Origin of the sequence: Minwuia sp. (assembly GCF_048263705.1) — a bacterium.
Lineage (GTDB): Bacteria > Pseudomonadota > Alphaproteobacteria > Minwuiales > Minwuiaceae > Minwuia.
The window spans coordinates 281,218-307,292 of the sequence record NZ_JBLXDV010000001.1; the positions used below are offsets into that span (position 1 = coordinate 281,218).

Genomic DNA, 26,075 nt, shown 5'->3' on the forward strand with positions numbered 1-26,075 from the left:
AGCCTTCGCCTCAAACGTACTGCATCATGTCCTTGTGGACCGCCATCGGGTCCGCGGCAAGCCCGGCCTTCACGCCTTCGGCCATGCCGCCCGGATAGCATTCCCAGTCGCCTGCTTCCAGCGCGTCCAGCGCGGTGTTGGCGACGTCCATCGGGTCTTCCTTCGGCGGCGGGAAATCCCTGCTCATGTCGGTGTCGATAGCCCCGGGCAGCACCGCCAGCACCTGGATGCCGTCATTCTGCCATTCCGCGCGCATCCCCTGCGTCGCGCTGTAGGCGGCAGCTTTCGATGCGGCCAGCGACCCCATCAGCGGCAGGTTGGTCAGGCCCAGGATCGACAGCATGTTGATGACGCCGCCACCGCCGTTGCCCTGGATCACCGGCCCGAACGCGCGTGCCATGTTCAGCAGCCCGAAATAGTTCGTCGCCATCTCGGCTTCGGCGGCCTCGTTGCTGCCGCCGCCGATCAGCTTGGTCATCCGGTTGATGCCGGCATTGTTGATCAGCAAGGTCGTGTCGGGCGCCACCCGGGCTGCTGCCGCGATCTGACCGGCGTCGGTGATGTCCAGCGTGACCGGCACGATCTCCACACCGTTGATCTCTGGCGGCAGGTCGGACCCGGTCCGCGTGGCGGCATAGATCTTCTTCGCACCGCGTTTCGCAAGCGCCTCGATGAAGCACTTGCCGACGCCGCGATTGGCGCCCGTGACAAGGGCCACGCTGTCCTTGATCTGCATCCCGTTCTCTCCTCCGGTCATGGTGCGGCGCTCCAGCCAGCCCGGATCTGGGTCCGGCAACGGGATCGCTGCAATCAGTTCTTTCGTGTAGCTGCTCGCCGGCGCGTTAAACAGGCGCGCCGCGCTTCCCTGCTCGATCACTTCGCCCTGCCGCATGACGTACACGCGTTCGCACAGGTGCCGGACCACCGACAGGTCGTGGCTGATCAGGGCCACCGACAGGTTCAGCCGCTGCGACAGATCCTTCAGCAGCCGCAGCACCTGCGCCTGTGTCGACACGTCCAGCCCGGAGACGATCTCGTCGGCCAGCACGAAATCCGGCTCGACGGCCAGCGCGCGGGCGATGCCGATGCGCTGGCGCTGCCCGCCGGACAGTTCGTGCGGATAGCGGTCGAGGAACGCCGGCGGCAGGCCGACATCGTCCAGCAGTTCGATACAGCGCGCCTGCTGCGCAGCGCGGCCCATTTTCGGCCTGTGAATGGACAGCGGGCTGCGCAGGATGCGACCGATCGTATGGCGCGGGTTCAGCGACGACAGCGGATCCTGAAAGATCATCTGCATCCGCTGCCGCATGGGGCGCAGGGCAGCCTCGTCCAGATGGGTGATGTCCTGACCTTCAAGCCGAACCTCTCCGCTGGTCGGCTCGTGCAGGCGGACCAGACACTGCCCCAGCGTCGTCTTGCCGGAGCCGGACTCGCCGACAATGCCGACCATCTCGCCGCGTCCGATCTCGACAGAGACGCCGCGCAGGATGTGGATCATCGGCGGACGACCGAACAGCCTCGGGCGGCTGCGGTCGGGCAGCGACAGATGCACATCGTGCGCTTCGATCAGCGGTGCGGTCATGGTTGCACCCGGTCAAATGCCGCGATCTCGCGGGCCAGGTCGTCAAACACATTGTCGTCGATCGGCACCATGCCCAGTTCGGGCCGGTCGAAGCGGGGGCTGGCATCCATCAGCGCGCGGGTATAGGCGTGCTGCGGGTCTGCGAATATCTCGGTAACCGGTGCCTGTTCAACCAGCAGCCCTGCGTAAAGCACGCTGACGGAATCGCAGATCTGCGCCACCACACCCAGATCGTGGGTGACGAACACCATCGCCGTGTTGTGGCGGTGCTGCATGTCGCGGATCAGGCGCAGCACCTGTTTCTGCACGGTCACGTCCAGCGCGGTCGTGGGCTCGTCGGCCAGGATCAGCTTCGGATCGGTCGCGAAAGCCGACGCGATCAGCACGCGCTGCCGCATGCCCCCCGACAGCTCGTGCGGATAGCTGGCCAGCACGCGCTCCGGCTCGCGGATCTGCACGTCGTCCAGCAGGCTGCGCATTTTCTGCATCCGGTCCGGTTTCGACAGGCGGAGTGAGCGCATTGCGTCGCCCAGTTGCGCACCGATCTTCCGCGACGGATTCAAGGCCGACAGCGGATCCTGCGGGATGAAGGCGATCTCGCCGCCGCTGGCAATGTCTCTGGCGCGGTGGTCCTTGCCGTCGACGCGGATGCTGCCGCCGGTGACCTCCAGACCGCGCGCCAAGATCCCCAGAATGGCCTTGGCCAAGGTCGACTTGCCCGCACCGCTTTCGCCCACAAGACCGTGAATTTCGCCGGGTGCCACCGACAGCGATACCGACCGCAGCAGGCGTTTGCCGCTCGCCGCGACCTCGACCGACAGGTTTTCGATGTTCAGCGCGAGGTGGTTCATCGGCGCATTACCGGATCGATGCGCAGGCGCAGGGCGTCGCCGAAGCGGTTGAAGGCCAGCACCGTCAGACACAGCGCCGCCAGCGGGAACACCAGCACCCACCACGCATAGTGGATCACCTGACGGCCCTCGGCGATCATGCCGCCCCAGGTGGGCGTGTCCGACGAGACCGAAAGGCCGACGAAGGACAGGATGGCTTCGACGATGACGGCGATGCCCATTTCCAGACTCAGCAGCACGATGACGGTCGGTGCGACGTTGGGCAGGACTTCGCGCCACAGGATCGCGAAGCGGGTCAGGCCGATGGTCTGCGCCGCATCGACATAGTCTTCCGACGTCTGGGCCTGTGTCTCGGTACGGATCACGCGACAGAAGCGCGTCCAGTCGATCACGGCGATGGCGATCACGACCGAATGCAGGCCCGTGCCGAGCACGGCCACCAGCAGGATCGACAGCAGCACCGGCGGAAACGACATCCAGATATCGACCAGCCGGGAGATCAGCATGTCCACCCAGCCGCCGAAGAACCCGGCCAGCAGCCCGAGTGCCGTCCCGATCAGGCAGGCGAAACTGGCGGCGAGCAGGGCGACGATCAGGGCGGTCTGCGTGGCGTGGATCAGCCGCGAGAGCACATCCCGCCCCAGACTGTCGGTGCCGAGCCAGTATCCGGGCTCGGCGTCCGCTGCCCAGAACGGCGGCAGACGCTCCAGCAGCAGATCCTGCTCCAGCGGGTCGACCGGCGCGATCAGCGGCGCGAAAAGCGCCAGCCCGACAAGCAACAGGATGAAGCCGCCTGAGAGGATCAGCGAAACGGGCCAGCGCCGCGCGTGCCGGATCTGAACGGCAGCGGTCATGGCTTTGTGCCAAGGATTTCTTCCCCCTTGATGGGGGAAGTGGCCGCGAAGCGGTCGATGGGGGTGATACGGCGTACCCGAGCCTTGTTCGGCAACGCCGTATCACCCCCACCCCAACCCTCCCCCATCAAGGGGGAGGGAGATTCTGCCAGTCGCGTCAGCCAAAAACACTCACCCATGACGCAGTCTCGGATTGATGGCCGCGGCGAGCAGATCGACGCTCAGGTTGATCAGGATGAACATCAGGCCGAAGGTCAGCACCAGTCCCTGGATCAACGGCAGGTCGCGGTTGATGACGGCGTCGATGGCCATGTTGCCGAGTCCCGGATAGGCGAAGATGCGTTCCACGATCACCGTGCCGCCCAGCAGGAAGGTGAACTGCACGCCGGTCAGGGCGAGCGTCGGCAACACGGCGTTGCGCAACGCCTCCCGCCAGATCGTCGCGAGATCGGAATAGCCCTTCAGTCGCGCCAGCAGGACATAATCCTGGCTCATGGCCTCCAGCAACGCCGCCTTGAGAACACGCGCGATGACGGCGGCCAGCGGCAGGGCCAACGCGAAGGTCGGCATCGCCATGTGGGACAGGACATTGGCGGTCACATCAAATCGAAATCTGACAAGACTCTCCACCAGCAGAAAGCTCGTCGCGAAACCGGGGTCCAGCACGGGATCGATGCGCCCCGACACGGGCAGCACCGGCCAGATCACACCCAGCAGAAAGACGAAGGCCAGGGCCCAGATGAATTCAGGAATGGCAAGTGAGATGCCGTTGGCGCTGTCGATCACGCCTTCCGACGTACGTCCGCGCAGCCGGGTCGAAAGAATGGCGATGCCCGCGCCCAGCACGACGGCGACCAGCAGGGCGAGGAAGGCGAGTTCGAGCGTGGCGGGCAGCCTTCCGGCGATCAGGTTGACCACATCCTGACGCAGGCTGATCGATGTGCCGAAGTCGCCGCGCAAGACATCGCCGCCCCAGATCAGAAACTGCTGGAACAGCGACTTGTCGAAGCCGTAACGGGCTTCCAGCGCCAGAATGTCGGCCTCGGTCGCGCCCGGTGCGATCATCATGGCGATGGGATTGCCGGGCACGGCACGCAGCAGCACGAAAACGACAATGGCGACACCAACCAGGGTCAGCGCCGCCAATGCCAGTCTGATGCCGAGCAGTCGCCAGATCATGGAGCGCGCTCTTCCTTGAAGGTCGTCAACAAACGAACGCAGTCACGCACGCGGTACATGCTTGACTCTTTTCCGCCTTCGGACTCGATCCGAAGGCCTCCCGCGCCGGTACTTCGACGCCTTCAACGAGGCGATGTGTGAGGCCTTCGGGTCAAGCCCGAAGGCACCAAAAAAACCATCGGCGTGCATGACCCAAAGGAGACCTACTCTCCCTTGGTGAACCAGTAGGGCTGCAGCGCACCCGACACGTTCGGCACGATCTTCACCCGTTCGTTCACCACGATCGGCTGCACGTACTGCAGCAGCGGGATCACATAGCCCTGTTCGGCGATGTAGCGATCCACGGCCTTCCAGCCCGCGATGCGCTTCGTCTCGTCGGCCTCGCCCCAGAGCGGGCCGATCATGGCGTCCAGATCGTCGGTGTCCCAGACCGAATGCGGCGAGGGGCCGAACATGGCGAAACCGGTCGAGGTGGTCGGATCGCCGATGGCGTTGCCCCAGTTGTAGAAGGCCGCCGGAGCCAGCTTGTCCTGCGCACGCAGCTCGAAATGCTTGGCGATCTCGTAGACCTCGATCTCGGCCTCGAGGCCGACCTTGCGCCACATGCCGACGATGGCCTGGATCATCTCGTAATCCTTCGGCTTGAAGCCGCGCGTGGTCTGGATGGTGAAGGTGACCGGATTGTCGGTGCTGTAGCCGCTCTTCGCCAGCAGTTCCTTCGCCATGTCCGGGTCGTAGGGCACGTCGATGGACGCGTCGAACGCGGCATACTCGGGGGCCTGAAGTGTATCGATGGGCACGCCATAGCCCTTCAGCAGACGCTTGACGATGGCATCCTTGTTGATCGCCATGTGTGCGGCCAGACGGACATTCTTGTCTTCCATCGGGCCGACATCGTTCAGGAAGATCATGCCGATGTCGGAGACGGGCGTGGTGACGCCGTTCAGGCCGTCTTTCTCCGTCAGCCGCTCGAAATCCTCATACGGGATTTCCAGCGTGATGTCGGATGCACCGCTCTCGATCTCGGCCACACGGCTGGTCGCGTCGGGCACGAACTTGAAGATCACCGTATCGAACGCCGGTTCGCCGCCCCAGTAATCCTTGTTGGCCTTCAGACGCAGGAAGGCACCGCGCTCGAACTTGTCGACCATATAGGGACCGGTGCCAATAGGGGCCTTCTCGAACCCCTCCTGTCCGACCTTTTCCATATAGTCCTTCGGCACGACATAGCCGGTCAGGAACGCCATCCACTTGAACAGGGTCGGTTCATAGGACAGGACGTCCGCCGTGATCCGCTGCCCGTCGATCGAGAAATTGCCGATCTTCGACCAGATGAACTGGATCGGGTTGCCGGTGTCCGGCTTGCCCGCGCGTTCCAGCGAAAACACCACATCCTCGGGCGTGAAATCGGAGCCGTCATGCCATTTGACGCCGCCGCGCACGTCCATCCAGACCTTGGTCCTGTCGTCGTTCCAGCCCCAGTCGGTGATCAGGCCGGGCTGAAAGCTCAGGTCCGGTCCCTGTGCGATGAACTGGTCGAAGACGCTGCGATAGATCGCCTGAATGGTCGGGTTCACCGCCGACAGGCCCACCGTCGGATCCCACGACGGCAGGGAGACGTTATAGGCGATGGTGACGGTTTCGCTGTGTGCGCCCGCAGTTGCGTCGGTGGCGGGCGCGGCGAAGGCCAGCCCGAGCGCGAACGCGCCTGCGGCAGCCAGCCGGAAAGCTGATCGTGTTTTCATAATCCCTCGGTTCCCTGAAGTCGTTCGTTTTCGTTGCCGGAACAGTAGTCCGGGTGTCCTGTCCCGTCCAGAAATCAGATGCTGCCGCGATAGCTCCGCATGCCTGCGATATCGTCGGCCAGCCAGACCGCGCGGGCGATGGCGCGGGCGAGGCAATCGGCGGCGGCGCTGCCGATCTGGCTCAGGCCGGAGGGGTCCGGGACCGGACGTCTGGCCGTGGACAGGGCGAAGACCGTATCGCCGTCGAAGGGTGTGTGGACGGGCCGGATCGCGCGGGCCAAACCGTCGTGTGCCATGGTCGCCACGCGTTTCGCCTGACCCTTGGACAGGGTTGCATCTGTTGCGACGATGGCGATGGTCGTGTTCGCACCGGGCAGGGCGGTGGCGACATCCGCCTTGCCGTCGGCGCGTGTGGTCGGTGGCGGGTTGCCGCCGAATTCCTCGCCCTGCTCGAAGGGCCAGGCCCAGAAGGTCCGTCCGTCCGGCATCACCACAGAGCCGGTCGGATTCGCCGCGACCAGTGCGCCGACCGTCGTGCCGTCGTCCAGGACAATCGAGGCGCTGCCCAAGCCACCCTTCAGTGACCCGGCGGTCGCGCCCAGACCGGCACCCGCGTTGCCAAGCTCGAACTCGACGGCGGCATTGTCGGCGGCCTGTTTGCCCAGCGCGCGATAGGGCGGATCTTCGCCCCAGTCCTTGTCGCCGCCGTTCATCAGATCGAACAGGATGGCCGACGGGACGATGGGCACGTGAAAGCCGCCGATCGGGAAGCCGCGTCCGGCGCTTGCGAGACGGCTCATCACACCGCCCGCCGCTTCCAGCCCGAACGCGGACCCGCCGGACAGGCAGATCGCATGGATATTCTCGACCAGATTGGCGGGATCCATGACGTCGATTTCGCGTGTGCCGGGACCGCCGCCGCGCACGTCGGCAGCGGCAACGGCGGGCTCATCGGGGATCAGGACCGTCGTGCCGGTCAGGGCATCCCTGTCCTCGGCATTGCCGACCTTCAGCCCGGGCACGTCGGTGATGAGGTTCTTCGGTCCGGGTTTCATGGCTTTTCTCCTTTCGGACAGGCGCGCACTCCCTCCGACCGCCTGCGGCGGCCACCTCCCCCTCGCGAGGGGGAGGGGTTGAGACACTTTTCCCTCCCCCTTCGAAGGGGGAGGGTCAGGGTGGGGGTTGAAGCGCTGACGGCATTCACTGCGCTGGACCTCTTCTGACAGACGGCATCGACAGCAGTACATCCTGGATTGTCAGAAGGACGCCTTCGAGGTTTCGGAAGACCTCGAAGTTCGGAAAGCGGATGACACGATAACCTTGCTTTTCAAGCCATTCGGTCCGGCGTCGATCTTCGCGTTCGGTGAGGCCATGCTGGCTGCCGTCCAGTTCGACGATCAGGCGCTTCTCGGCGCAGCAGAAATCGCCGATGAACGGTCCCACCGGATATTGCCTGCGAAAGTGAAAGCCGTCGATCTGGCCGCGTCGCAATCTCGACCAGAGCAGTCTTTCCGCCCGGGTCATTTCGGAACGCAGATGCCTTGCGCGGGCCAGGGTGAAAGGCTGACGCCGCACCCCCCTCCGGCCGCCTGTGGTGGGGACCTCTTCCCCGTGGGGGGGCGGAGCGCTGCCGGACCGCCTCATCCCCTGGGCGGGCCACCGCCGCCTTTCAGGCCGCGCGATGGCGAATAGACGTACAGGGCGGCCGCGCTGACCAGTGCGAGCGCCAGAACCGACCAGCCGAGCGCGGGGCCATTGGACTGCAGGTAGAGCGCGTGGCGGATCAGTTCGACGACGTGCGTGAACGGGTTGATCTGGCAGATCCAGTAGAGGGTCTCGCTGGATTCTTCCATTTTCCAGAGCGGGTAGAGCGCCGATGACAGGAAGAACATCGGGAAGATCACGAAGTTCATGATCCCGGCGAAGTTTTCCAGCTGCCGGATCGTGGCGGCCAGCAGCAGGCCGAGACTGCCCAGCATCAGGCCGCCTAGCACCAGCGCGGGAAAGATCGTCAGCAGGCCGGGAATCGGCAGGTCGATCCCGAACAGCAGGGCGATGATCAGGAATGCATAGACCTGCAGGATCGAGACGAAGGTGCTGGCCAGCAGGCGGCAGAGCAGCAGATACCAGCGGGGCAGGGGCGTGGTCATCAGCATCCGCATCGATCCCATCTCGCGGTCATAGACCATCGACAGCGAACTCTGCATGCCGTTGAACAGCTGGATCATGCCGCACAGGCCGGGGACGATATAGACCTCGTAGACGATGTAGGTCTCGTAGGGTTCGATGATCGACAGGCCCAGCGCGGCCCGGAACCCGGCGGCGAAAACGACCAGCCAGACCAGCGGGCGCACCAGCGCGGCGAAGAAGCGTTCCCGCTGCTGGAAGAAGCGCATGGTCTCACGCACCAGAATGCCCTGAAGGCACAGCAGCCAGATACGGTTCATGCCGCGTCCCCCCGCCGGAGACCCTGCAGCGGTGCCTGCGGCTTGCGCCCCGTCAGGCCGTCGAACATCGCGCCGATGTCATCGGCCTCGTGCCGGTCCAGCAGCTCCATGATCTCGCCCATGGCGCGGACCTCGCCCTGATGCAGCACCGTGACCCAGTCGCCCGCCTTCACCTCGTCGATCAGATGCGTCGCCCAGAGCACGGTCGTGCCCTTCTCCCGGGCCAGCGCATGCACGTCATCGACGATCTGCCGCCGTGTCGGGATGTCCAGCCCGACGGTCGGTTCGTCCAGCAGCAGGACCTTCGGTTCGTGCAGCAGGGCACGGGCGATCTCCAGCCGCCGCCGGTGTCCGCCGTTCAGGGCGCGCACCTTGTCGGCACGGCGGTCGGCGAGGTCGAGGCTTTCCAGTTGCACTTCGATCCGCCGTCCTGATTCCGACGCTCCGATGCCACGCAGGCGGCAGAAATATTTCAGGTTCTGCAGGACCGTCAGGTCCAGATCCAGCGTCTGGGACTGAAAGACGATGCCCAGATCCCGCAGTGCCGCCAGATTGCCGCCTTCGACCGTGTGTCCGGCAATTGCGAGATGGCCGGACTGTACGGACAGCAGCTGGGTCAGCAGGCCGTAGAGCGTGGATTTCCCGGCACCGTTCGGACCGAGCAGCACACCGAAGCGGCCTTCGGGCACCTCGAAACTGGCCTGTTTCAGCGCCTGCTTGCCGCCATAGCTGTGGCTGACACCCTCGACGGTCAGCATCGGGTCACGCCGTGCCGCTCTTTTTCCCGGCACGGCTGCCCAGGATCGGATCCGCGGGCCACAGATCGCCGAAGCTGGCCTCCGTCCTGGAAAGCTGCGCCGCGATTGCCGCGCGGACATCCGGGTTGATCAGCATCGCCGCATTCCAGGTGGCGACATAGTTCAGGCCATCCTGGACGCTGTGATCGCGGGTGTAATTGAGCATTTCCTTGGTGCCGGTCATCGCCAGCGGTGACTTGGAGGCGATTGTCCGGGCGATCTCCATCACGCGGTCCATCATGGCCTCGCGCGTGTCGAAGACATCGTTGTAGAGGCCGTACTGCATGGCGCGATCAGCGGCCATCTTCTCGCCCGTGAAGGCCATCTCGCGGACGACACCTTGCGGCATCAGGTGCGGCATCCGCTGCAGCGAACCGACATCGGCGGCGATGCCGATGTTGATCTCCTGGATGGAGACGAAGGCGTCCCGGCTGGCGTAGCGGCAGTCGCAGGCGCTGATGAGGTCCACGCCGCCGCCGATGCAGGCCCCGTGGATGGCCGCCAGAACCGGCACCCGGCAGCGTTCGATCACGCTGAACGTCTCCTGCATGGACAGTACCGTGCGGCGCAGGCGCTCGCGCTCCCGGCCCGGATCGCCGCCGGAGCCATCCCCGTCGTCGCTTTCGAACAGGCCGGTGAAGTCCTTCAGATCAAGGCCAGCGCAGAAATGCCTGCCGCGTCCCGAGATGACCACACAGCGGATCGACGGGTCGGCGGCGATCGTGTCGAAGGCTTCGATCATCTCGCCCCAGAACGGCCGGTTCATGGCGTTCAGCGCATCGGGACGGTTCAGTTCCAGATGGGCCACACCCGTATCGACGGACAGGGCGAGGGTGGTCAGGGTCATGACGTGCTCCCGGAAGAATTCGAAACACTGTAGCGCCCCGCAGGCGTTCAGATAAGCCGTTCGATACCGGGATGCGTGATTTCCGAGCCGAAGCGTGCCAGCGCCTGATTCAGTTCCCTGCGATAGGCGACATCCTGCACATGCCTGCCGACGAAGGCTTCCAGATCGCCATCGAAGCCTGTGCAGGCCATGACATGCTTCTGCGCCTCGGTCTGGCTGACATCCTTGAGCGGCATCAGCCGCCCTTCCGGCGTGAATGCCCCGTGGACGGACAGATAGGCGAAAGCGCTGTCGGGTTTGCCGTGCACGCCGAGATCCAGATCGAACCCGCTCAGCCGCGACCAGGAATAGCCGACACCGACGGACTCCGTCCCGTGCATGATCTCGATCTGTGCATCGGTCAGCCAGGTCACGTGCACCTGTGCGGTCGCCCCTTCGATCACGGCCAGGGTGGCGGGGATGGAACCGTAGCTCGTGACCCGGGCGGCGAAGACCGGTACCAGATCCCGGATCGTACCGTAGGTCACGGGGATTTCGGCGCTGTCCGCATACTTTTCCGCCAGACGCTGCGGCGATCCGTTCGAGCCCGAGGCGACGACGGGTGTCCGGCCCGCCTGGTCGAACGACGTCAGCGGTTCCATCCGACCCTTGCGGAACAGATAGCTCTGCTCGGGTGGGCTGAACGGATAGCTCAGGCCGTGCGCGATGCGCCGCGCCAGATCGCCCGTAGTCACGGGACGAACTGTTCGTTCAGAATGCGCTCTTCCAGGCTGTGCTCGCTGTCGAAAAGCAGGCGCATGGTGACGTCCTTGGCTTCGGAAACGGTGACCCGCTTCACGTGGCGCACCTCGAACGTGTCGGCGACCGCGCTGACCGGCCGCTTGTACATCTCGCGCACCTCGAAACTGACGGTGGCTTCCTTGGGCAGCAGTGCACCTCGCCAGCGCCGGGGCCTGAAGGCGCTGATCGGCGTCAGGGCCAGCACACCGGCGGTCAGCGGCAGGATCGGACCGTGCGCGGACAGATTGTAGGCCGTGCTGCCCGCGGGCGTCGAAAGCAGCAAGCCGTCGCAGATCAGTTCTTCCATGCGCACGCGTCCGTCGATCTCGATCCGGACCTTCGCCGCCTGCCGGGTCTGGCGCAGCAGCGAGACCTCGTTGATGGCGAGCGCTTCCTGCTTGCCGCCGGATTCCGGTTCGGCGACCATTCTCAGGGGATGAATGCCGGCCATGGTCGCCGCATTGATTCTTTCCAGAAGATTCTCCTCCTGGAACTGGTTCATCAGGAAGCCGATGGTGCCCTTGTTCATGCCGTAGATCGGAATGTCGCGTGCCAGATATTCGTGCAGCATCTGCAGCATGAAGCCGTCGCCGCCCAGCGCGACGATGACGTCGGCCTCTTCGGCGGGAAGGTCGCCGTAGCGCGCGATCAGGGTCTCGGCGGCGCTTTCCGCGGCCGGCGTGTGAGACCATTTGAATGAAATCCGCTCAAACGCCATTGGCGCGCTCCCCCCGGCTTGCCGCAGCCCCCAACGTAGCTCGGCGGAGTATAGCGGCAAGTCCGGCGCTGGCCAGTGCGGCGACCGGCAGCGCTTCGGGTCTTGCGCAATCGGAAGGCCGGAGCAATCATCCCCGCATGAAAAGACTGTTGCTGATTCTGTTCGCGTCGGGCCTGGTCTGGCCGGCGGCCATACAGGCCGACGACCGGCATACTGAATACTACTATCCGGGGCCGGTGACCGAGGAGGTCTACGGCAGCCGCGCCGAGACCATGCCCGAAGCCGAACGGTCGCTGCGGCTGAGGTTCATCACCGGCTTCACGCAGGAGCAACTGAACCGCCCTTATCCGCCCCCGCATGCACTGTTCGCAAAGGGCGCGGACGGCGAGAAGCTGTTGCTGGTCGCCACGGGTGCGGGCAGCTTCGAAAACATCTACCACGCGCGTGCTGTGCTGGCCCAGATGACCGCGATCGCCCGCGGGACGCCGCTGTTCCGCGACATGCAGGTGGAAGACGTGTTCACCTTTTTCGACCTTGCCAAGATGATGGGGTTCACGCAGATCACCGTCTCGGACGGGAAGAGCTTCGCGCATCGCATCAATATTCAGTAGTGTCTGGCCAGACAGTGCGAGGGGCCGTTTCGTGATCGCCGTGCATGCTGTTGTCCGGTGAACCTGATATTTACATCCTGGACGTAGGTTTGCGCGCGACTTGAGGATACAGAGGGGCTGGCCATGAAGAAATTCGGCAGACGGTTGTGGAAGTTCACCGCGTTGCGGTGGCTGGCCTTCATCATTCTGGTCGGCATGGTCTGGCTGCGCGCGCAGGATTACGAGCAGGTCAAGTTCATTCGCCAGAACGTGCTGTTCGACCAGTTCCAGAAATTCGACAACTATGTCCCGCCGGAACGCCACACGGCTATCATCGACATTGACGAAGCCAGTCTGGGCAAGATCGGACAATGGCCATGGTCGCGCTATCAGATTGCGGTGATGGTGCAGATCCTGGGTCAGCTCGGCGCCAAGGTTGTGGGCTTCGATATGGTGTTTGCCGAAAGCGATCGCCTATCCCCGACCGTCTACAGTCAGCAGAATGCGCAATTGCCGCCGGAGATCGCCAAGGCGCTTGCGCAGTTGCCGAACACGGATGCGCAGCTTGCCGCCGTGCTGAAACAGAGCCCGGTCGTGCTGGGCGGGACAACGACGTACCTGCAGATCGAACAGGACAAGGACACCCTGCCGAAGGGCGTGCCGATTCTGGAAGAGAACGGTCCCGGCAAGACATGGCTGCCGCTGTTTCCGTCTCTGGTCCACAACAACCCGATTCTGGAGCAGGCGGCACCCGGGTTCGGGGTTTTCAACACCGATACCAGTTCCGATGGTGTTGTGCGCCGCGTCCCGGCGCTGACCCGTGTCGGACCCCCGAACGAGAGCAGGAAACAAAGCGTCTATGCCAGTCTGGGCATCGAGATGCTGCGTCTGGTGCACCAGTCGAAAGGCGTCATCATCAGCAAGGCCGACAAGGCGTCCGGCATTGCCTCGATCCGGATGCGCTCCAAGATTCGCGAGGACAAGAAACTTGTCATCCCGACGGACGAGCACGGCATCATGTGGGTCCGCTTTCAGGAGCACAATCCCGACATCTACATTCCCGCGCACGAGATCATCCAGATCGATCCGTCCAATCAGGAGAAGATTCAGGAACTGTTCAAGAAGGTGCAGGGCAAATATGTCCTGATCGGTACATCGGCAGAGGGGCTGAAGGATATTCGTGCCACCCCGCTGGAAGGGGCCGTGCCCGGTGTCGAGGTCCATTCCAACATCATCGACATGGTCGAGAACGACGATTTCCTGATCCGGCCGTCCATCGCGTCGGCCATCGAGATGGCGATCATTCTGGTAGCAGGGCTCCTGCTGATCGCTTTCGTGCCGAACCTGTCGGCCATCACGACGGTCGTGTTCTTCATTCCTCTGGTCGGCGTGCTGCTGGGTGGAAGCTGGTACCTCTATCTGGAAGAGTCGCTGCTGGTGGACGGGCTGACCCCCGCGCTGGCCCTGTTCATCCTGTTCGTGCTGCTGGTCTATCAGAAGTTCGCGCGTGAGCAGGCGCAGAAGAAGCAGGTGCGCGGCGCCTTCGCACAGTATCTGTCGCCCGCGCTGGTCGAGCAGCTGGCTGATGACCCCTCCAAGCTGACGCTCGGCGGAGAAACGCGCTCGATGACGTTCCTGTTCTGCGACATCCGCGGCTTCACGCCGATCTCGGAGAGCTTCAAGGGCAATCCGCAGGGCCTCACCAAGCTGATCAACAAGTTCCTGACGCCGATGACCGACATCATCATGGGCAACCATGGCACCATCGACAAATACATGGGCGACTGCATCATGGCGTTCTGGAATGCGCCGCTGGATGATCCTGATCATGCGCGTCACGCCTGCGAATCGACGCTGAAGATGCAGACGGACCTGATCGAACTGAACAAGCAACTGGAGATCGAGGCCAACGAGGAAGGCCGCGTCTTCATCCCCATCCGCATCGGCATCGGCGTGAACACGGGCGAATGCGTGGTTGGCAACATGGGCTCGGAACAGCGCTTCGACTATTCCGTGCTGGGCGATGCGGTGAACCTCGGCGCGCGCATCGAGGGCCAGTCGAAATCATATGGCGTCGAGAACGTCATCGGTGAACTGACCGCCGAGGAAGTGCCCGACTTCGCCATTCTGGAGCTCGACCTGATCGCCGTGAAGGGCAAGGACGAGGCCGTCCGCATCTTCACCATGCTGGGCGGGCCGGAGATGGGCAACGATCCCGACTACATCGCCATCCGCGACGAAACCACCGCCATGATCAACGCCTATCGCGAGCGCCGGTTCGAGGACAGCCAGCGGCACCTCAACAAGTGCCGGGAACTGAAGCCGGAACTGAATGTGCTTTGGGACGATGTCTATCAGCCGCGTCTGGACGAATATCTCGAAAACCCGCCGCCCGAGGACTGGGACGGCGTTTTCCGCGCGACCACGAAGTAACTCTATCCCAGCCAGCGCGCCCGGAAGATCGTTGCAATCCGGGCTGCGTTGCCGGGATCCAGTCCGGGATCGCTCAGATCGAAGTCCGCCTTGCGCAGCCGCCGCAGATAGAGCCGCGCCAGGGCGAGGGGCAACAGGGCAGGGCGTGCTGCCCCGGGCAAGCCTCTGACCTGCCGCGCGTCGCTGACAGATCGGTCGGCGATATCGGCAAGCGCCGTCAGCACCGCCTTCAGTTTCTCCGGATCACGCCGCCCGAGCGACTGCCGCGCATCCATGATGCCGTGGCTGGCCAGCAGCTGGCCGGGCAGCAGCACGCGGCCCTGCACGCCATGAAACGGCACGGCCCGGATGATCCCGGCCAGGGCATAAGCGCGGCCGGCGGGAAGCGCAGTCTCGTGCGCCGGGCCGGTCGTCACGTCCAGTGCGATCAGCGCCAGCCGCATCAGGTTCGATGACGTCGCTTCGGCATACGCGAGCAGCTGGTCGACCGTCTCGAAGGGCGCTTCGTCCATGTCTGCCTCGCGCGCATCGATCAGCCGGGATGCCAGATCGAAGGCCGCATTACCCGCTTGCGGCATCCATGTGGCCAGCGACTCCACGACCGGATGGCGACGCGGATTTCCATTGCGGATTTCCGCCAGCGCGTCCCGCCACCATTGCAGCCGGATCTGCCCCAGCATGGGTTCCGAGACACGTTCGCGCGTGCTGGCCACTTCCAGGTTGAAGCCGTAGAGACCGATCAGCCGGTCGCGCGCCGCGCCGGACGCGAACAGCGCGGTATACAGCCGGTCAGGATCCTTCGCCCTGAGTTCTTCGATCAGTTCGCCGGTCTGGGTATCTCTGTCGCTCAAAGGTGCTCCGGTCCCGGCGTCAGGATGTCGAACTGCATCTCGAACGTGTCCAGCATGGCGAACAGGCCGGTCACGGCGTCCGCATCGCCGTCTATGCTGAGACTGCCGGTCTTGAGGGCATCGGCGACGGAGATCTTGCCGACGATGATCCCGACCAGCACCTCGCGCGGCAGGCTGGCCGTCGCGACCGGACTCGCAGCCTGCTTGTCCATGATGTGGGTCAGCGTCTCGTTGGCGAGCGTCTGGCAGACCGTCTCATCGCGGTCGGTCATGCGCCAGTTGATCTGCCAGCGCTTGCCCAGCGCTTTCTCTGGGTCGAGCCGGACCGAGATGAAATCGAACAGGGTCGTCGTTGCAACGGCACCCAGCAGATCGGGACTGAGCACCGGGCGCGGCGGCAGCTTGACCACGCCGTGCCGAAGCTCCTGCGCTGCGTAAAGGTACGCATTGCGCCAGGTCGCGCTTTCGGCCTGATAGCCAAGCTGTTCGAAGGCATCGGCGGCCAAGTGCCGGGCCTGCTGATTGTTCGGATCGGCAAACAGCACGTGGTAGAGCACCTGCGCGACCCAGCGATACTCACCCTTGTCGAAATCGGCACGGGCCTTGGCCAGAACCTCGTCCGCGCCGCCCATGTAGCCGACATATTTCCGTGCCGCCTTGACCGGAGGCAGGGGATTGAGGTTCGCCGGGTTGCCGTCATACCAGCTGAGGTAACGCTGGAAGACGGCCTTGGAATTGTGGCTGACGGTGCCGTAGTAACCGCGCATCCGCCAGTCCTCGCGCAGGGACGGGGGCAGGTCGAGCACCTCGGCGATTTCGGCAGGCCGCCAGCCGTGGTTCATCAGGCGCACGGTCTGGTCGTGGATGTGCTTGTACAGGTCCCGCTGTCGTTCGAGGAAGTCCGTGACTTCCTGCCGGCCCCAGGTCGGCCAGTGATGCTGGCAGACCAGCACCTCGGTCCTGGCGCCGAACCTTTCGACTGCGTCGGCCAGGAAGTGGGACCAGATGCGGGGATCGCGGACTTCGGAGCCACGCAGGGGACAGAAGTTGTGCAGCAGGGGCGTGGCGTTCTCGGCCATGTTCAGCACGCCCAGTTCGGGGAAGAACATGTGCATCTCGGCGGGAGCCTCGGTGCCCGGTGCTAGGTGGAAATCGACGTTCAGGCCGTCGACGACGTGCCGCTCGACCGGCTCGACAACGACGTGGGTCGGCGCCAGCAGGCCGACCGTGCCCCGTGCGGTGATCTTGCCCAGACCGGCATCGACCTGACCGCGCGGCCCCTTGCGCAGCAGCCCGCCGAATTGGAATTGCGCGCGGCGGGTCATCGGGTTGCCGGCCAGCACGTTTTCGCCGCCGACGGCCTCCAGGAATCCGTCCGGCGCGAAGACCTGTGCCTGCCCGTCGTCAATCAGGTCCTGCGTCAGCACGCCCTTTGCGCCGCCGTAGTGATCGACATGGCTGTGGGTGTAGATCAGGGCCTTCACGGGGCGATCGCCGCGATGCTTGCGATAGAGGGCCAGCCCGGCGGCGGCCACCTCGGCGGTGGTCATGCAGTCGATCAGGATGACGCCGGTGTCGCCCTCGATGATGGTCATGTTGGCCAGATCCAGTCCGCGCACCTGCCAGACCCGGTCGCAGACCTCGAACAGGCCGTTGGCCATGTTCAGACGCGCCATCCGAAGCAGGCTCGGATTGATGGTGTCGATGTCATCCTCGCCGTCCAGAAATCCGTATTCGTTCAGATCCCAGACTTTGGTCCCTTTACCGGTGGCGATGGTGCCGCCTTCCAGACTGGCGACGTGGCCGCGCGCGGCGTTCTCGAAATCGCGCCGGTTCTCGAAATCCAGCTTCTCGGCCAGCGCGGTATTCGCGGCGAGCGTCTGCGCACTGGCAGGCTTCTGTTGTTTTTCATCAGTCATCAGGCAGCCTCTTTTTCGTGTGAGAGCAGGCGTTCCAGACTATCGCCTTCGGGATCATCCCGGGCGGCGTCCAGCAGCGGGCGGAACTGCGCTTCCGGGTCAGGCTGTGCGAGGCAACGGTCAAGCTGCTCCAGCAGCAGCGCATGCTTTGCGACGCCGCGACGGTGCGTGTCAGAATAGCCGCGCACGAGCTTGGCGGACCGGGCGACCAGCAGGGCCGTTCCGCGATCGATGGCGATGCTGCGATCCAGCGCGTCGAGCCAGCGCGTGATCCGTGCCTGCTCGTCGGCATAGCGCAGGGAGCGGGGCCGCCAGCGTTTCAGCTTCGACAGGCACCACATGGGCAGATAGCCGGAGACGGATGTGGTCTTCACGTGCATGCCGACGTTCCATTTGTGACGGACGCCCAGCCTGTCGGACCGCGAGAGGATGCCGCGCCCCAGCCACGGCGGCATCAGCGATGCGACCTCCTCGACACCGGGTTTCAGGAATTCGGTCACGGTGACGATCTGGTCGTCTCCGGCCTGTGCCTCGGCGCGCACGCGATCGATGCGCTCTGGGCGGATCTTCAGATCGGCCACGCGGATCAGGTCCTCGAAAGCCATCCACAGCGCCAGCCGCCGCGCGACCTCGACCGAGACATCGAAACCGGCCATCTGGCCGCCGTGCGCCGCATCCGATTCCGTCACCTTCGCGAGCCGGTCAAGATAGAGGCGGGCGTACCCGATCCCCTGATAGTCGATCAGCCGGTTCACGCCCTGTCGCGCCATATCGCGCACGGGTGCCGGAAGCTCGTCAGCGATGCGTTTCTCCAGCGCACCGCTGGATGCCGTCACAGTTTCGGGTTCCATGGACGCTGCGGGCTGCGCTGCGCCGGAGGCCAGATCGAAGCCGGCCTCGAACCCGCGCAGATTGGCGTCCACCGCAATGCCGCCGTCGATGATCGCCTGGCGCAGCGTGTCGGCCGGGATCGGCATGGCAGCGCTGCCCGCCATGGCTCCCAGCAGAACGGCGTTGATGATGGCGCCAGCTTCCTCTGACAGTTGCTTCAGATCGCTCAGAATGGGCTGCCGTGCCATCTCCCTCGCGGCCTGGATGATGCGGTCCTCGTCGAAGCGCCCGTCCGTGGTCGCCATCTTCTCGACCATGGCGTAGAAGCGGTGGGTCGAGGCGATCAGGGTCGTCCGGTCCGGCGTGATGTAGCCGTTCTCGACCGCGCGCCCGGCTTCCAGAAGTTCGGACGCCACCATCAGGTCGACATTGCCGGGGCTGGCGGTGAGTGCAAAGACCGGGCGGCGCGTATCATCCACCTTCGGCATCATCTCGATGTAATAGGTCGTGGCACCCGTGCGCTGGGCGACACCCGGAATCGACGTCGCCTGCACCCACAGGCCCGTGGCGCGGGCCGCATTGACCACCCAGTCGGCCAGCACGCCGCCACCTTCGCCGCCGATGGCGGCAATCAGCACGGATGTCGGTCGGGTGTTTTCCAACTCAGGCGGCCTTCCGTACGGAAAGGCGGGCGATGATCCGATCGGCGAAGCGCTGGCGAAAGCGGTCCCAGCGGCTGGGATTGCTGACGATGCCGGTGCGATAGAAGGACGGACACAGGACGGCAGCATGGCTGACCTCTCCGCACAGGCCGCAGCCGACGCAGTCGTTGTTCACATGCGCGACCGGGTCGTCTTTCAGGGGATCGGTCGCATCCTTCACCGTCAGCGACGGACAGCCGGACAGGCGGATGCAACTGTGATCGCCGGTGCACACGTCCTCGTCGACGCCGAACCGTTCGCGCACCGACCGTTTGCCGTCGGCGATGCGCTTGCGGATCTCGGGCTTGATCCGGCGTTGCCGGGCGAGCTGGCATTCGCCATCCGCGATGATGACTTTCAGTCCCTTCTTCTTCTCGGTCATGGCAGAGCGCAGCACCGAGATGACCTTCGGCACCGAGTAGGTGCGCACGTGGCGGATCCAGGTCACGCCGACGCCGCGCAGCGCGCGTTCGATATCCTGACCGTCCGGCTGAAAACCGCCGGTGCGGACGCCGCCACCCTTCACCGATGACGGGATCGCCTGATGCCCGGTTGCGGCGGAATAGCCATTGTTCATGATCACCAGCACGCCGTCGTCGCCCTGAAAGACTGCATTGGCCACGCCCGATGTCAGCCCGTTGTGCCAGAAACCGCCGTCGCCCATCATCGACACGGTACGCTGTTCGAAATTCGGACCGATGCCGGACGAACTGGCCAGCCCGAGTCCATAGCCCAGCACCGTGTTGCCGATGTTGAACGGCGGCAGCGTCGAAAAGGTGTGGCAACCGATGTCGGCGGAGACATGAAACTTGCCCACCTCTTTCTCCGCCAGCTTCATGGCGGAAAACACGGGCCGCTCGGGACAACCGGTACAGAAACTCGGCGGGCGGGTCGGCACGGGTTCGCCCAGCAGTTCCTGGCCGCGCGCCCTGTGGCCATCGATCACCGCGCGCTTTTCCAGAACCGGCCTCAGATCGACACCACGGGGCACAGCACCCTCGACGAAATCCGCGACACCGGCCAGCACGACCGCGCCGGTATACTCGCCCGCCATCGGCAGCAGGCCCTTGCCCATCACGCGGGTCTGGACATCCGCCTTTCGCAGCACCGTGTTGATGGCGTCTTCCAGATAGGCGGGCTGGCCTTCCTCGACCACCAGCACCGCGCGCTTCGAGGCGCAGAAGCCGGATACCTCGTCCGGGACCAGCGGATAGGTGACGTTCAGGCAGTAGATCGGAATCCGGGTCTCGCCCCAGGCATCGGCCAGCCCCAGTTGCTGCAGCGCGCGGATGACGGCGTTGTACATGCCGCCCTGACAGATGATGCCGACATCGTCCGCCGACCCGTCGAACACCTCGTTCAGCCGGTTTTCGCGTACGAAGTTCACGGCGGCGGGCCAGCGGGTCTCGATCTTTTCCTTCTCCTGCGCGTAGGTGGATGGCGGCAGGCAGACCTTGGCGTAATCGAACACCGGTTCGGTCAGCCTGTTCACACCGGAGAATTCGCCCTTGCGGTTCGTCTTCGTCGGGAAGCTGCCCTGCACGTGACAGGCGCGGATGCGCAGTTCCAGCATGACCGGGGTCTGCGACGCTTCCGACAGTTCGAAGCCCTTCTCCACCATGCGCACGATGGTCGGATGATCGGGACGGGGATCCAGCAGCCATATCTGCGACTTCATCGCGAAGGCGTGGGAGCGCTCCTGGATGATGGAGGCACCCTCGCCATAGTCCTCGCCGACGACGATCAGCGCGCCGCCGACCACGCCCGCCGACGCCAGATTGGACAGGGCGTCCGAGGCGACGTTGGTCCCGACGGTCGACTTCCAGGTCGCCGCACCGCGAACGGGATAGTTGATGGAGGCGCCGAGCATGGCTGCGGCACCGGCTTCCGACGCGCAGTTCTCCACGTGGACGCCCAGTTCTTCCATGATCGGACGGGCGTCGTTCAGCACGTCGATCAGATGGCTGACGGGCGCACCCTGATAGCCGCCGACATAGGACACGCCGGACTGCAGCAGGGCCTTGGTCACGGCCAGGATGCCTTCGCCCTCGAAGGTGTCGCCGTCGCCCAGCCGCAGCTGCTCGACTTCCTTCGCAAAGCTGCGCTCTGCCATGACCCACTCCCCAAAGTGCTGAAGGTGCTCTATCTGTGCTGGCCAAGACTATCGGGTTAATCGCAGAGGCGGAACAGGTCCCATGAGCAAACTTTTCTCTTCCTTCGATCTGCGCGGGGTCGAACTGGCCAACCGCATCGTGATTTCGCCGATGTGCCAGTACCTGGCGGATGACGGCTCTGCGAACGACTGGCACCTGATGCATCTGGGCAACCTGTCGATGAGCGGGGCATCGCTGCTGTTCACCGAGGCCACGCACGTCAGCGCGCAGGGCCGGATTTCGCACCGGTGCCTGGGGCTCTACTCCGACGAGAACGAGGCGGCGCTCAAGCGCGTGGTCGATTTCTGCCACGAACACGGCACGGCGAAGATGGGCATCCAGATCGGCCACGCGGGCCGCAAGGCCTCGACCCATGTGCCGCTGAAGGGCGGGCAGGCACTGGGGCCGGATGAAGATCCCTGGCAGACGATCGGCCCGTCGGCGATTCCCTATACCGAAAGCTGGCACACGCCGCAGGCCTTCACGGACGCCGACTTCGGCAGGGTCAAGGACGCGTTCGTTCAGGCCACGATCCGCGCGGCACGCATCGGCTTCGATGTGGTCGAACTGCATGGCGGTCACGGCTATCTGCTGCATCAGTTCCTCTCGCCGCTCAGCAACCGGCGCGACGACGGCTATGGCGGCGATACGTCCGGTCGGATGCGGTTCCCGCTGGAAGTGTTCGATGCCGTCCGTGACGCATGGCCCGACGACCGGCCCCTCGGCATTCGTTTGTCGGCAACCGACTGGGTCGAAGGCGGATGGACGCCGGAAGAGACTGTCATCATGGCACGGGAACTGAAGGCGCGCGGCTGCGACTTTGTCGATATCACGACGGCCGGTCTCCATCCGGCGCAGAAGATTCCGGTCGGGCCGGGCTATCAGGTGACGTTCGCGGAACAGGTGCGGCGTGAAGCCGAGGTGACGACCATGGCGGTGGGCATGATCAACCAGGCGCAGCAGGCCGAGGACATCATCGCGGGCGGGCAGGCGGACTTCGTGATGCTGGCCCGGGGCATGATGTACGATCCGCGCTGGGCCTGGCACGCCGCGGAAGAACTGGGGGCGGAAATCGTCTATCCCGAACAGTACGCCCGCGCCAATCCGGCGAAATGGCCGCAGGCCTTTCCGAACCGCCGGGACACGGCCCCGAAAGCGATCAGCGACCCGCGCCAGACTTAGCTACGTACGTACGCACTCCACATTTCTTTACATTTTGTGTTGTGTAAGAAAACGGCTACTATATTTTGTTGTGTGGTCTAAATTTTCAACATAACAAAGAAAGAGCGGATGATGAAAGAAATCAACTTGGTCCCAGGTCAACATGTCAAGTTCAAGAGCATTATTTATGATCATGTGACGGTGGTGAGTGACCGGTGGGGACAGGATGGTCTGCCTCGATTACTGCACCTCGCTAAGGGAGCCAAAACTCCCTCTCTAATCGATTTCACTGAATGTGCTGCCGGAAGGGACTGGTCGGTTTCCCAGCCACTCGTTGTTCGTGATTTTTCCGACATTTTGCGATCCGCTCTTTCGCAAAAATGGAATTACAATCTGGTGAATAGAAACTGTGAGCATTTCGCGAACGAAATTACTGGGTTTGGGCCGAAAAGCCCGCAAGTTCGACTGTTCGCGATAGTAGCACTTGCCAGTCTGGTTGTTGGAGTTCTGGCGTCACGCTAATTTTCATCCCCGTAGTGAATTGGTCGACCGTTTCGCCCGCGACGATATCAAACACCCAAATGCCGCATTTTGATGCTGCATTGCAGCGAGAGGCGACTATAGTCCGGCGGTTTGAACGGTAATCGCAGGATTTTGTACTCAATGGCGATGAAGATCGGTGTTCCGAAAGAAGTCCACGACGGCGAAAAGCGCGTGGCGCTGACGCCTTCGGTGGCGTTGCAGATCAAGAAGTTCGGCTATGAGCTTGCCATCGAGAGCGGCGCAGGCGAGACGGCGGACTTTTCCGACGAGGCCTACAGGGATGCGGGCGTCGAGATAGTCGATGATGCGAAGGCCCTCTGGGACGCGTCAGACATCGTGATGAAGGTACGTGCGCCTGAGGCGCATCCGTCCGGCGTGCATGAAACCGAGTTCATGCGGGAAAACCAGACGCTGATGAGTTTCATCTGGCCGGGTCAGAACCCGGATCTGATGGACCAGATGGCAGCGCGGGGCGGCAATGTCATTGCGATGGACATGGTGCCGCGCATCAGCCGTGCGCAGAAGCTGGACGCCCTGTCGTCGATGGCCAACATCGCGGGCTACCGCGCGGTCATCGAAGCCGCGAACCATTTCGGGCGCTTCTTCACCGGCCAGATCACGGCGGCGGGCAAGGTCCAGCCGGCCAAGGTCATGGTCATCGGTGCCGGTGTCGCCGGACTGTCGGCGGTCGGCACGGCGCGCGGCCTGGGTGCGATCGTCCGCGCCTTCGACACGCGGCCCGAAGTGAAGCAGCAGGTCGAGAGCATGGGTGCCGAGTTCCTGGAGATGGACTTCGAGGAAGACGGCTCCGGCGGTGGCGGCTATGCCAAGGTCATGTCGAAGGAATTCATCGACGCCGAGATGGCGCTGTTCCGTGAACAGTGCGCCGAGGTCGATATCGTCATCACCACGGCACTTATCCCGGGCAAGCCCGCACCGAAACTGATCCTGGCCGACATGGTCGAGATCCTGAAGCCGGGCTCTGTCATCGTCGACCTGGCGTCGGAGCAGGGCGGCAACTGCGAACTGACCGTGCCCGGCGAGGTCGTGGTGCGCCACGGCGTCACGATCATCGGGTACGTGGACCTGCCGAGTCGTCTGGCCGCGCAGTCCAGCCAGCTCTATGCATCGAACCTCCGCCACTTCCTGGATGACCTGACACCCGAGAAGAACGGCGAGCCGAACCACGACATGGAAGACGTCGTCATCCGCGGGGCGACGGTGATCAAGGACGGCACCATCACCTGGCCGCCGCCGCCCGTGCAGGTATCGGCCGCGCCCAAACCGGCCGCACCCAAGCCAAAAGTGGTTGAAGACAAGGATACGGCGAAGAAACGCGGCATCGGCTCGTTCATCGCGCTGGCCGTCGGCGCGGTCGCAATAATCGCGCTGGGGTCCGTCGCACCGCCGGACTTCATGGCGCATTTCACCGTGTTCGTGCTGGCCTGCTTTGTCGGCTATCAGGTGATCTGGAACGTGACGCCCGCGCTGCATACGCCGCTGATGGCGGTGACCAACGCGATCTCGGGCATCATTGTCATCGGCGCGCTGCTGCAGGTCTCCAGCCCATCATGGGTGGTGGGCGTGCTGGCATTTGTTTCGGTGCTGATCGCCACGATCAACATCACCGGCGGCTTTCTTGTGACCCAGCGCATGCTGGGCATGTTCCGCAAAGACTAGGCGAGGGATCAGATCATGGCTCAAGGGCTTGTCACCGTCGCCTACATCGCGGCGTCCATTCTATTCATCCTCGCGCTGAGCGGCCTGTCGAAGCAGGAAACCGCGCGCCGGGGCAACGTGTTCGGCATCGCGGGCATGGCGATCGCCATCGTCGCGACCATCGCCGCGCCGCAGGTGGTCTCCTACGCCATCATCGCCCCGGCCATGATCATCGGTGCGCTGATCGGCGGTTATGTGGCGAAGAAGGTCGAGATGACCGGGATGCCGCAGCTTGTCGCGATCCTGCACAGCTTCGTCGGCCTTGCCGCCGTGCTGGTGGGCATCAACAGCTATATCGATCCGAACAGCGTCTTCACCGGGATCGAGAAAACGATCCACGAGGTCGAGATCTTCCTGGGCGTGTTCATCGGCGCCATCACCTTCACCGGTTCGGTCATCGCCTACGGCAAGCTGGATGGCCGCATTTCCGGCACGCCGCTGATGCTGCCGTTCCGGCACGGCATCAACGCCGGGGCGGTGTTCATCTGCCTGCTGCTCGGCTACTGGTTCCTGGGGGTCGAGGATCATGGCGGCATCTGGCTGCTGCTGCTGATGACGCTGATCGCCTTTGCGGTCGGGGCGCATCTGGTGATGGGCATCGGCGGCGCGGACATGCCGGTGGTGGTCTCCATGCTGAACAGCTATTCCGGCTGGGCGGCGGCGGCGACCGGTTTCATGCTGGGCAACGACCTGCTGATCGTGACCGGCGCCCTGGTCGGCTCGTCGGGCGCGATCCTGTCCTACATCATGTGCCGGGCGATGAACCGGCACTTCGTGGCGGTCATCCTGGGCGGCTTCGGTACCGGCGGCGGTGCTTCCGCGGCGGTGGAAGGCGAGGCGGTTCCGACCAGTCACGACAATGTCGCCGAGATGCTGTCGGAAGCGAACGAGGTCATCATCGTTCCGGGTTACGGCATGGCCGTGGCGCAGGCGCAGCAGACGGTCTCGGAAATCACCCGGCGTCTGAAGGCCAAGGGCGTCAACGTGCGCTTCGCGATCCATCCGGTGGCCGGACGCCTGCCGGGGCACATGAACGTGCTGCTGGCGGAGGCCAAGGTGCCTTATGACATCGTGCTGGAAATGGAAGAGATCAACGAGGACTTCGCCAAGACGGATGTCGTGCTGGTCATCGGCGCGAACGACATCGTCAACCCGGCGGCGCAGGACGATCCGAACAGCCCGATCGCGGGGATGCCCGTTCTGGAATGCTGGAACGCCCGGACGACGGTCGTGCTGAAACGTTCCATGGCGACGGGCTATGCGGGTGTCGACAACCCGCTGTTCTACAAGGACAACACCCGGATGCTGTTCGGCGATGCCAAGGAGAGCCTCGACCTGGTCCTGAGCAAGATCGAGAGCTGATTCATCCGTTGG

General features: G+C 64.0%; 21 protein-coding genes. 5 read left to right on the top strand and 16 right to left on the bottom strand.

The genetic code is table 11. The annotated features are described in order from the left end of the window. Window positions 1–10: 10 nt before the first annotated feature. From ACN0X7_RS01195 to ACN0X7_RS01250, 12 genes are all read right to left on the bottom strand, one after another. The gene (locus ACN0X7_RS01195) at window positions 11–1,582 is read right to left on the bottom strand and encodes an SDR family oxidoreductase (RefSeq protein WP_417513243.1); all 1,572 of its coding nucleotides are present in this window, start codon (window positions 1,580–1,582) and stop codon (window positions 11–13) included. Beyond that, entirely contained in the window at window positions 1,579–2,433 is an 855-nt protein-coding gene (locus ACN0X7_RS01200) for an ABC transporter ATP-binding protein (protein ID WP_417513245.1), read from the bottom strand. Before ACN0X7_RS01200 ends, ACN0X7_RS01195 begins: the two co-directional genes overlap by 4 nt. Further along, the gene (locus ACN0X7_RS01205; protein WP_417513247.1) at window positions 2,430–3,287 is read right to left on the bottom strand and encodes an ABC transporter permease; all 858 of its coding nucleotides are present in this window, start codon (window positions 3,285–3,287) and stop codon (window positions 2,430–2,432) included. Before ACN0X7_RS01205 ends, ACN0X7_RS01200 begins: the two co-directional genes overlap by 4 nt. A 171-nt stretch (window positions 3,288–3,458) precedes the next feature. Then, the gene (locus ACN0X7_RS01210; RefSeq protein WP_417513249.1) at window positions 3,459–4,466 is read right to left on the bottom strand and encodes an ABC transporter permease; all 1,008 of its coding nucleotides are present in this window, start codon (window positions 4,464–4,466) and stop codon (window positions 3,459–3,461) included. 203 nt (window positions 4,467–4,669) lie between these two features. Continuing rightward, window positions 4,670–6,211: an ABC transporter substrate-binding protein gene (locus ACN0X7_RS01215; protein WP_417513251.1), complete on the bottom strand. Its 1,542-nt coding sequence runs from the start codon at window positions 6,209–6,211 to the stop codon at window positions 4,670–4,672. Window positions 6,212–6,285: 74 nt separating this feature from the next. Further along, window positions 6,286–7,266, bottom strand: coding sequence for a P1 family peptidase (locus ACN0X7_RS01220; RefSeq protein WP_417513253.1), 981 nt, complete (start codon window positions 7,264–7,266; stop codon window positions 6,286–6,288). Window positions 7,267–7,411: 145 nt separating this feature from the next. Then, window positions 7,412–7,786: an endonuclease domain-containing protein gene (locus tag ACN0X7_RS01225; RefSeq protein WP_417513255.1), complete on the bottom strand. Its 375-nt coding sequence runs from the start codon at window positions 7,784–7,786 to the stop codon at window positions 7,412–7,414. A gap of 65 nt (window positions 7,787–7,851) precedes the next feature. Then, entirely contained in the window at window positions 7,852–8,658 is an 807-nt protein-coding gene (locus ACN0X7_RS01230) for an ABC transporter permease (protein ID WP_417513257.1), read from the bottom strand. Next, window positions 8,655–9,416: an ATP-binding cassette domain-containing protein gene (locus ACN0X7_RS01235; RefSeq protein ID WP_417513259.1), complete on the bottom strand. Its 762-nt coding sequence runs from the start codon at window positions 9,414–9,416 to the stop codon at window positions 8,655–8,657. Before ACN0X7_RS01235 ends, ACN0X7_RS01230 begins: the two co-directional genes overlap by 4 nt. A gap of 4 nt (window positions 9,417–9,420) precedes the next feature. Then, window positions 9,421–10,302, bottom strand: a complete 882-nt coding sequence (locus ACN0X7_RS01240; RefSeq protein ID WP_417513261.1) for a crotonase/enoyl-CoA hydratase family protein — start codon at window positions 10,300–10,302, stop codon at window positions 9,421–9,423. Window positions 10,303–10,349: 47 nt separating this feature from the next. Continuing rightward, a complete protein-coding gene (locus tag ACN0X7_RS01245; protein WP_417513263.1) occupies window positions 10,350–11,036 on the bottom strand; it encodes a hypothetical protein in 687 nt (228 codons plus the stop codon). Then, window positions 11,033–11,800, bottom strand: coding sequence for an NAD kinase (locus tag ACN0X7_RS01250; RefSeq protein WP_417513265.1), 768 nt, complete (start codon window positions 11,798–11,800; stop codon window positions 11,033–11,035). The genes ACN0X7_RS01245 and ACN0X7_RS01250 overlap by 4 nt, the downstream gene beginning before the upstream one ends. 137 nt (window positions 11,801–11,937) lie before the next feature. Between ACN0X7_RS01250 and ACN0X7_RS01255 the strand changes: the two genes are divergently transcribed. Further along, the gene (locus tag ACN0X7_RS01255) at window positions 11,938–12,411 is read left to right on the top strand and encodes a molybdopterin-guanine dinucleotide biosynthesis protein A (RefSeq protein ID WP_417513267.1); all 474 of its coding nucleotides are present in this window, start codon (window positions 11,938–11,940) and stop codon (window positions 12,409–12,411) included. Between the two features lie 123 nt (window positions 12,412–12,534). Next, window positions 12,535–14,823 (top strand): CHASE2 domain-containing protein, encoded by a 2,289-nt coding sequence (locus ACN0X7_RS01260; protein ID WP_417513269.1) that lies wholly within the window; start codon window positions 12,535–12,537, stop codon window positions 14,821–14,823. Between the two features lie 2 nt (window positions 14,824–14,825). Here ACN0X7_RS01260 and ACN0X7_RS01265 read toward each other — a convergent pair whose 3' ends face one another. The 4 genes from ACN0X7_RS01265 to ACN0X7_RS01280 are packed head-to-tail and all read right to left on the bottom strand — an operon-like array spanning window position 14,826 to window position 21,238. Beyond that, window positions 14,826–15,674: a phytoene/squalene synthase family protein gene (locus tag ACN0X7_RS01265; RefSeq protein ID WP_417513271.1), complete on the bottom strand. Its 849-nt coding sequence runs from the start codon at window positions 15,672–15,674 to the stop codon at window positions 14,826–14,828. Further along, the gene (locus ACN0X7_RS01270) at window positions 15,671–17,593 is read right to left on the bottom strand and encodes an alkyl/aryl-sulfatase (protein WP_417513273.1); all 1,923 of its coding nucleotides are present in this window, start codon (window positions 17,591–17,593) and stop codon (window positions 15,671–15,673) included. The genes ACN0X7_RS01265 and ACN0X7_RS01270 overlap by 4 nt, the downstream gene beginning before the upstream one ends. After that, window positions 17,593–19,086: an indolepyruvate oxidoreductase subunit beta family protein gene (locus tag ACN0X7_RS01275; protein WP_417513275.1), complete on the bottom strand. Its 1,494-nt coding sequence runs from the start codon at window positions 19,084–19,086 to the stop codon at window positions 17,593–17,595. Before ACN0X7_RS01275 ends, ACN0X7_RS01270 begins: the two co-directional genes overlap by 1 nt. Window position 19,087: 1 nt before the next feature. Continuing rightward, the gene (locus ACN0X7_RS01280; RefSeq protein WP_417513277.1) at window positions 19,088–21,238 is read right to left on the bottom strand and encodes a thiamine pyrophosphate-dependent enzyme; all 2,151 of its coding nucleotides are present in this window, start codon (window positions 21,236–21,238) and stop codon (window positions 19,088–19,090) included. A gap of 82 nt (window positions 21,239–21,320) precedes the next feature. On the opposite strand from ACN0X7_RS01280, the gene ACN0X7_RS01285 reads away from it, so the two are divergent. From ACN0X7_RS01285 to pntB, 3 genes are all read left to right on the top strand, one after another. Then, window positions 21,321–22,460: an NADH:flavin oxidoreductase/NADH oxidase gene (locus ACN0X7_RS01285; RefSeq protein ID WP_417513278.1), complete on the top strand. Its 1,140-nt coding sequence runs from the start codon at window positions 21,321–21,323 to the stop codon at window positions 22,458–22,460. Between the two features lie 648 nt (window positions 22,461–23,108). Beyond that, the gene (locus tag ACN0X7_RS01290) at window positions 23,109–24,662 is read left to right on the top strand and encodes a Re/Si-specific NAD(P)(+) transhydrogenase subunit alpha (RefSeq protein ID WP_417513711.1); all 1,554 of its coding nucleotides are present in this window, start codon (window positions 23,109–23,111) and stop codon (window positions 24,660–24,662) included. A 15-nt stretch (window positions 24,663–24,677) separates the two neighbouring features. Continuing rightward, window positions 24,678–26,063 carry a Re/Si-specific NAD(P)(+) transhydrogenase subunit beta gene (pntB, locus tag ACN0X7_RS01295; protein WP_417513280.1) on the top strand — a complete coding sequence of 462 codons (1,386 nt, stop codon included), beginning with the start codon at window positions 24,678–24,680 and terminating at the stop codon, window positions 26,061–26,063. Window positions 26,064–26,075: the final 12 nt, after the last annotated feature.

Bases quoted from the DNA above. Each gene is read 5' to 3' on its own strand.
- ACN0X7_RS01195 (WP_417513243.1), bottom strand. From the start codon at position 1,582: ATGACCGCACCGCTGATCGAAGCGCACGATGTGCATCTGTCGCTGCCC.
- ACN0X7_RS01200 (WP_417513245.1), bottom strand. From the start codon at position 2,433: ATGAACCACCTCGCGCTGAACATCGAAAACCTGTCGGTCGAGGTCGCG.
- ACN0X7_RS01205 (WP_417513247.1), bottom strand. From the start codon at position 3,287: ATGACCGCTGCCGTTCAGATCCGGCACGCGCGGCGCTGGCCCGTTTCG.
- ACN0X7_RS01210 (WP_417513249.1), bottom strand. From the start codon at position 4,466: ATGATCTGGCGACTGCTCGGCATCAGACTGGCATTGGCGGCGCTGACC.
- ACN0X7_RS01215 (WP_417513251.1), bottom strand. From the start codon at position 6,211: ATGAAAACACGATCAGCTTTCCGGCTGGCTGCCGCAGGCGCGTTCGCG.
- ACN0X7_RS01220 (WP_417513253.1), bottom strand. From the start codon at position 7,266: ATGAAACCCGGACCGAAGAACCTCATCACCGACGTGCCCGGGCTGAAG.
- ACN0X7_RS01230 (WP_417513257.1), bottom strand. From the start codon at position 8,658: ATGAACCGTATCTGGCTGCTGTGCCTTCAGGGCATTCTGGTGCGTGAG.
- ACN0X7_RS01235 (WP_417513259.1), bottom strand. From the start codon at position 9,416: ATGCTGACCGTCGAGGGTGTCAGCCACAGCTATGGCGGCAAGCAGGCG.
- ACN0X7_RS01240 (WP_417513261.1), bottom strand. From the start codon at position 10,302: ATGACCCTGACCACCCTCGCCCTGTCCGTCGATACGGGTGTGGCCCAT.
- ACN0X7_RS01250 (WP_417513265.1), bottom strand. From the start codon at position 11,800: ATGGCGTTTGAGCGGATTTCATTCAAATGGTCTCACACGCCGGCCGCG.
- ACN0X7_RS01255 (WP_417513267.1), top strand. From the start codon at position 11,938: ATGAAAAGACTGTTGCTGATTCTGTTCGCGTCGGGCCTGGTCTGGCCG.
- ACN0X7_RS01260 (WP_417513269.1), top strand. From the start codon at position 12,535: ATGAAGAAATTCGGCAGACGGTTGTGGAAGTTCACCGCGTTGCGGTGG.
- ACN0X7_RS01270 (WP_417513273.1), bottom strand. From the start codon at position 17,593: ATGACTGATGAAAAACAACAGAAGCCTGCCAGTGCGCAGACGCTCGCC.
- ACN0X7_RS01280 (WP_417513277.1), bottom strand. From the start codon at position 21,238: ATGGCAGAGCGCAGCTTTGCGAAGGAAGTCGAGCAGCTGCGGCTGGGC.
- ACN0X7_RS01285 (WP_417513278.1), top strand. From the start codon at position 21,321: ATGAGCAAACTTTTCTCTTCCTTCGATCTGCGCGGGGTCGAACTGGCC.
- ACN0X7_RS01290 (WP_417513711.1), top strand. From the start codon at position 23,109: ATGAAGATCGGTGTTCCGAAAGAAGTCCACGACGGCGAAAAGCGCGTG.
- pntB (WP_417513280.1), top strand. From the start codon at position 24,678: ATGGCTCAAGGGCTTGTCACCGTCGCCTACATCGCGGCGTCCATTCTA.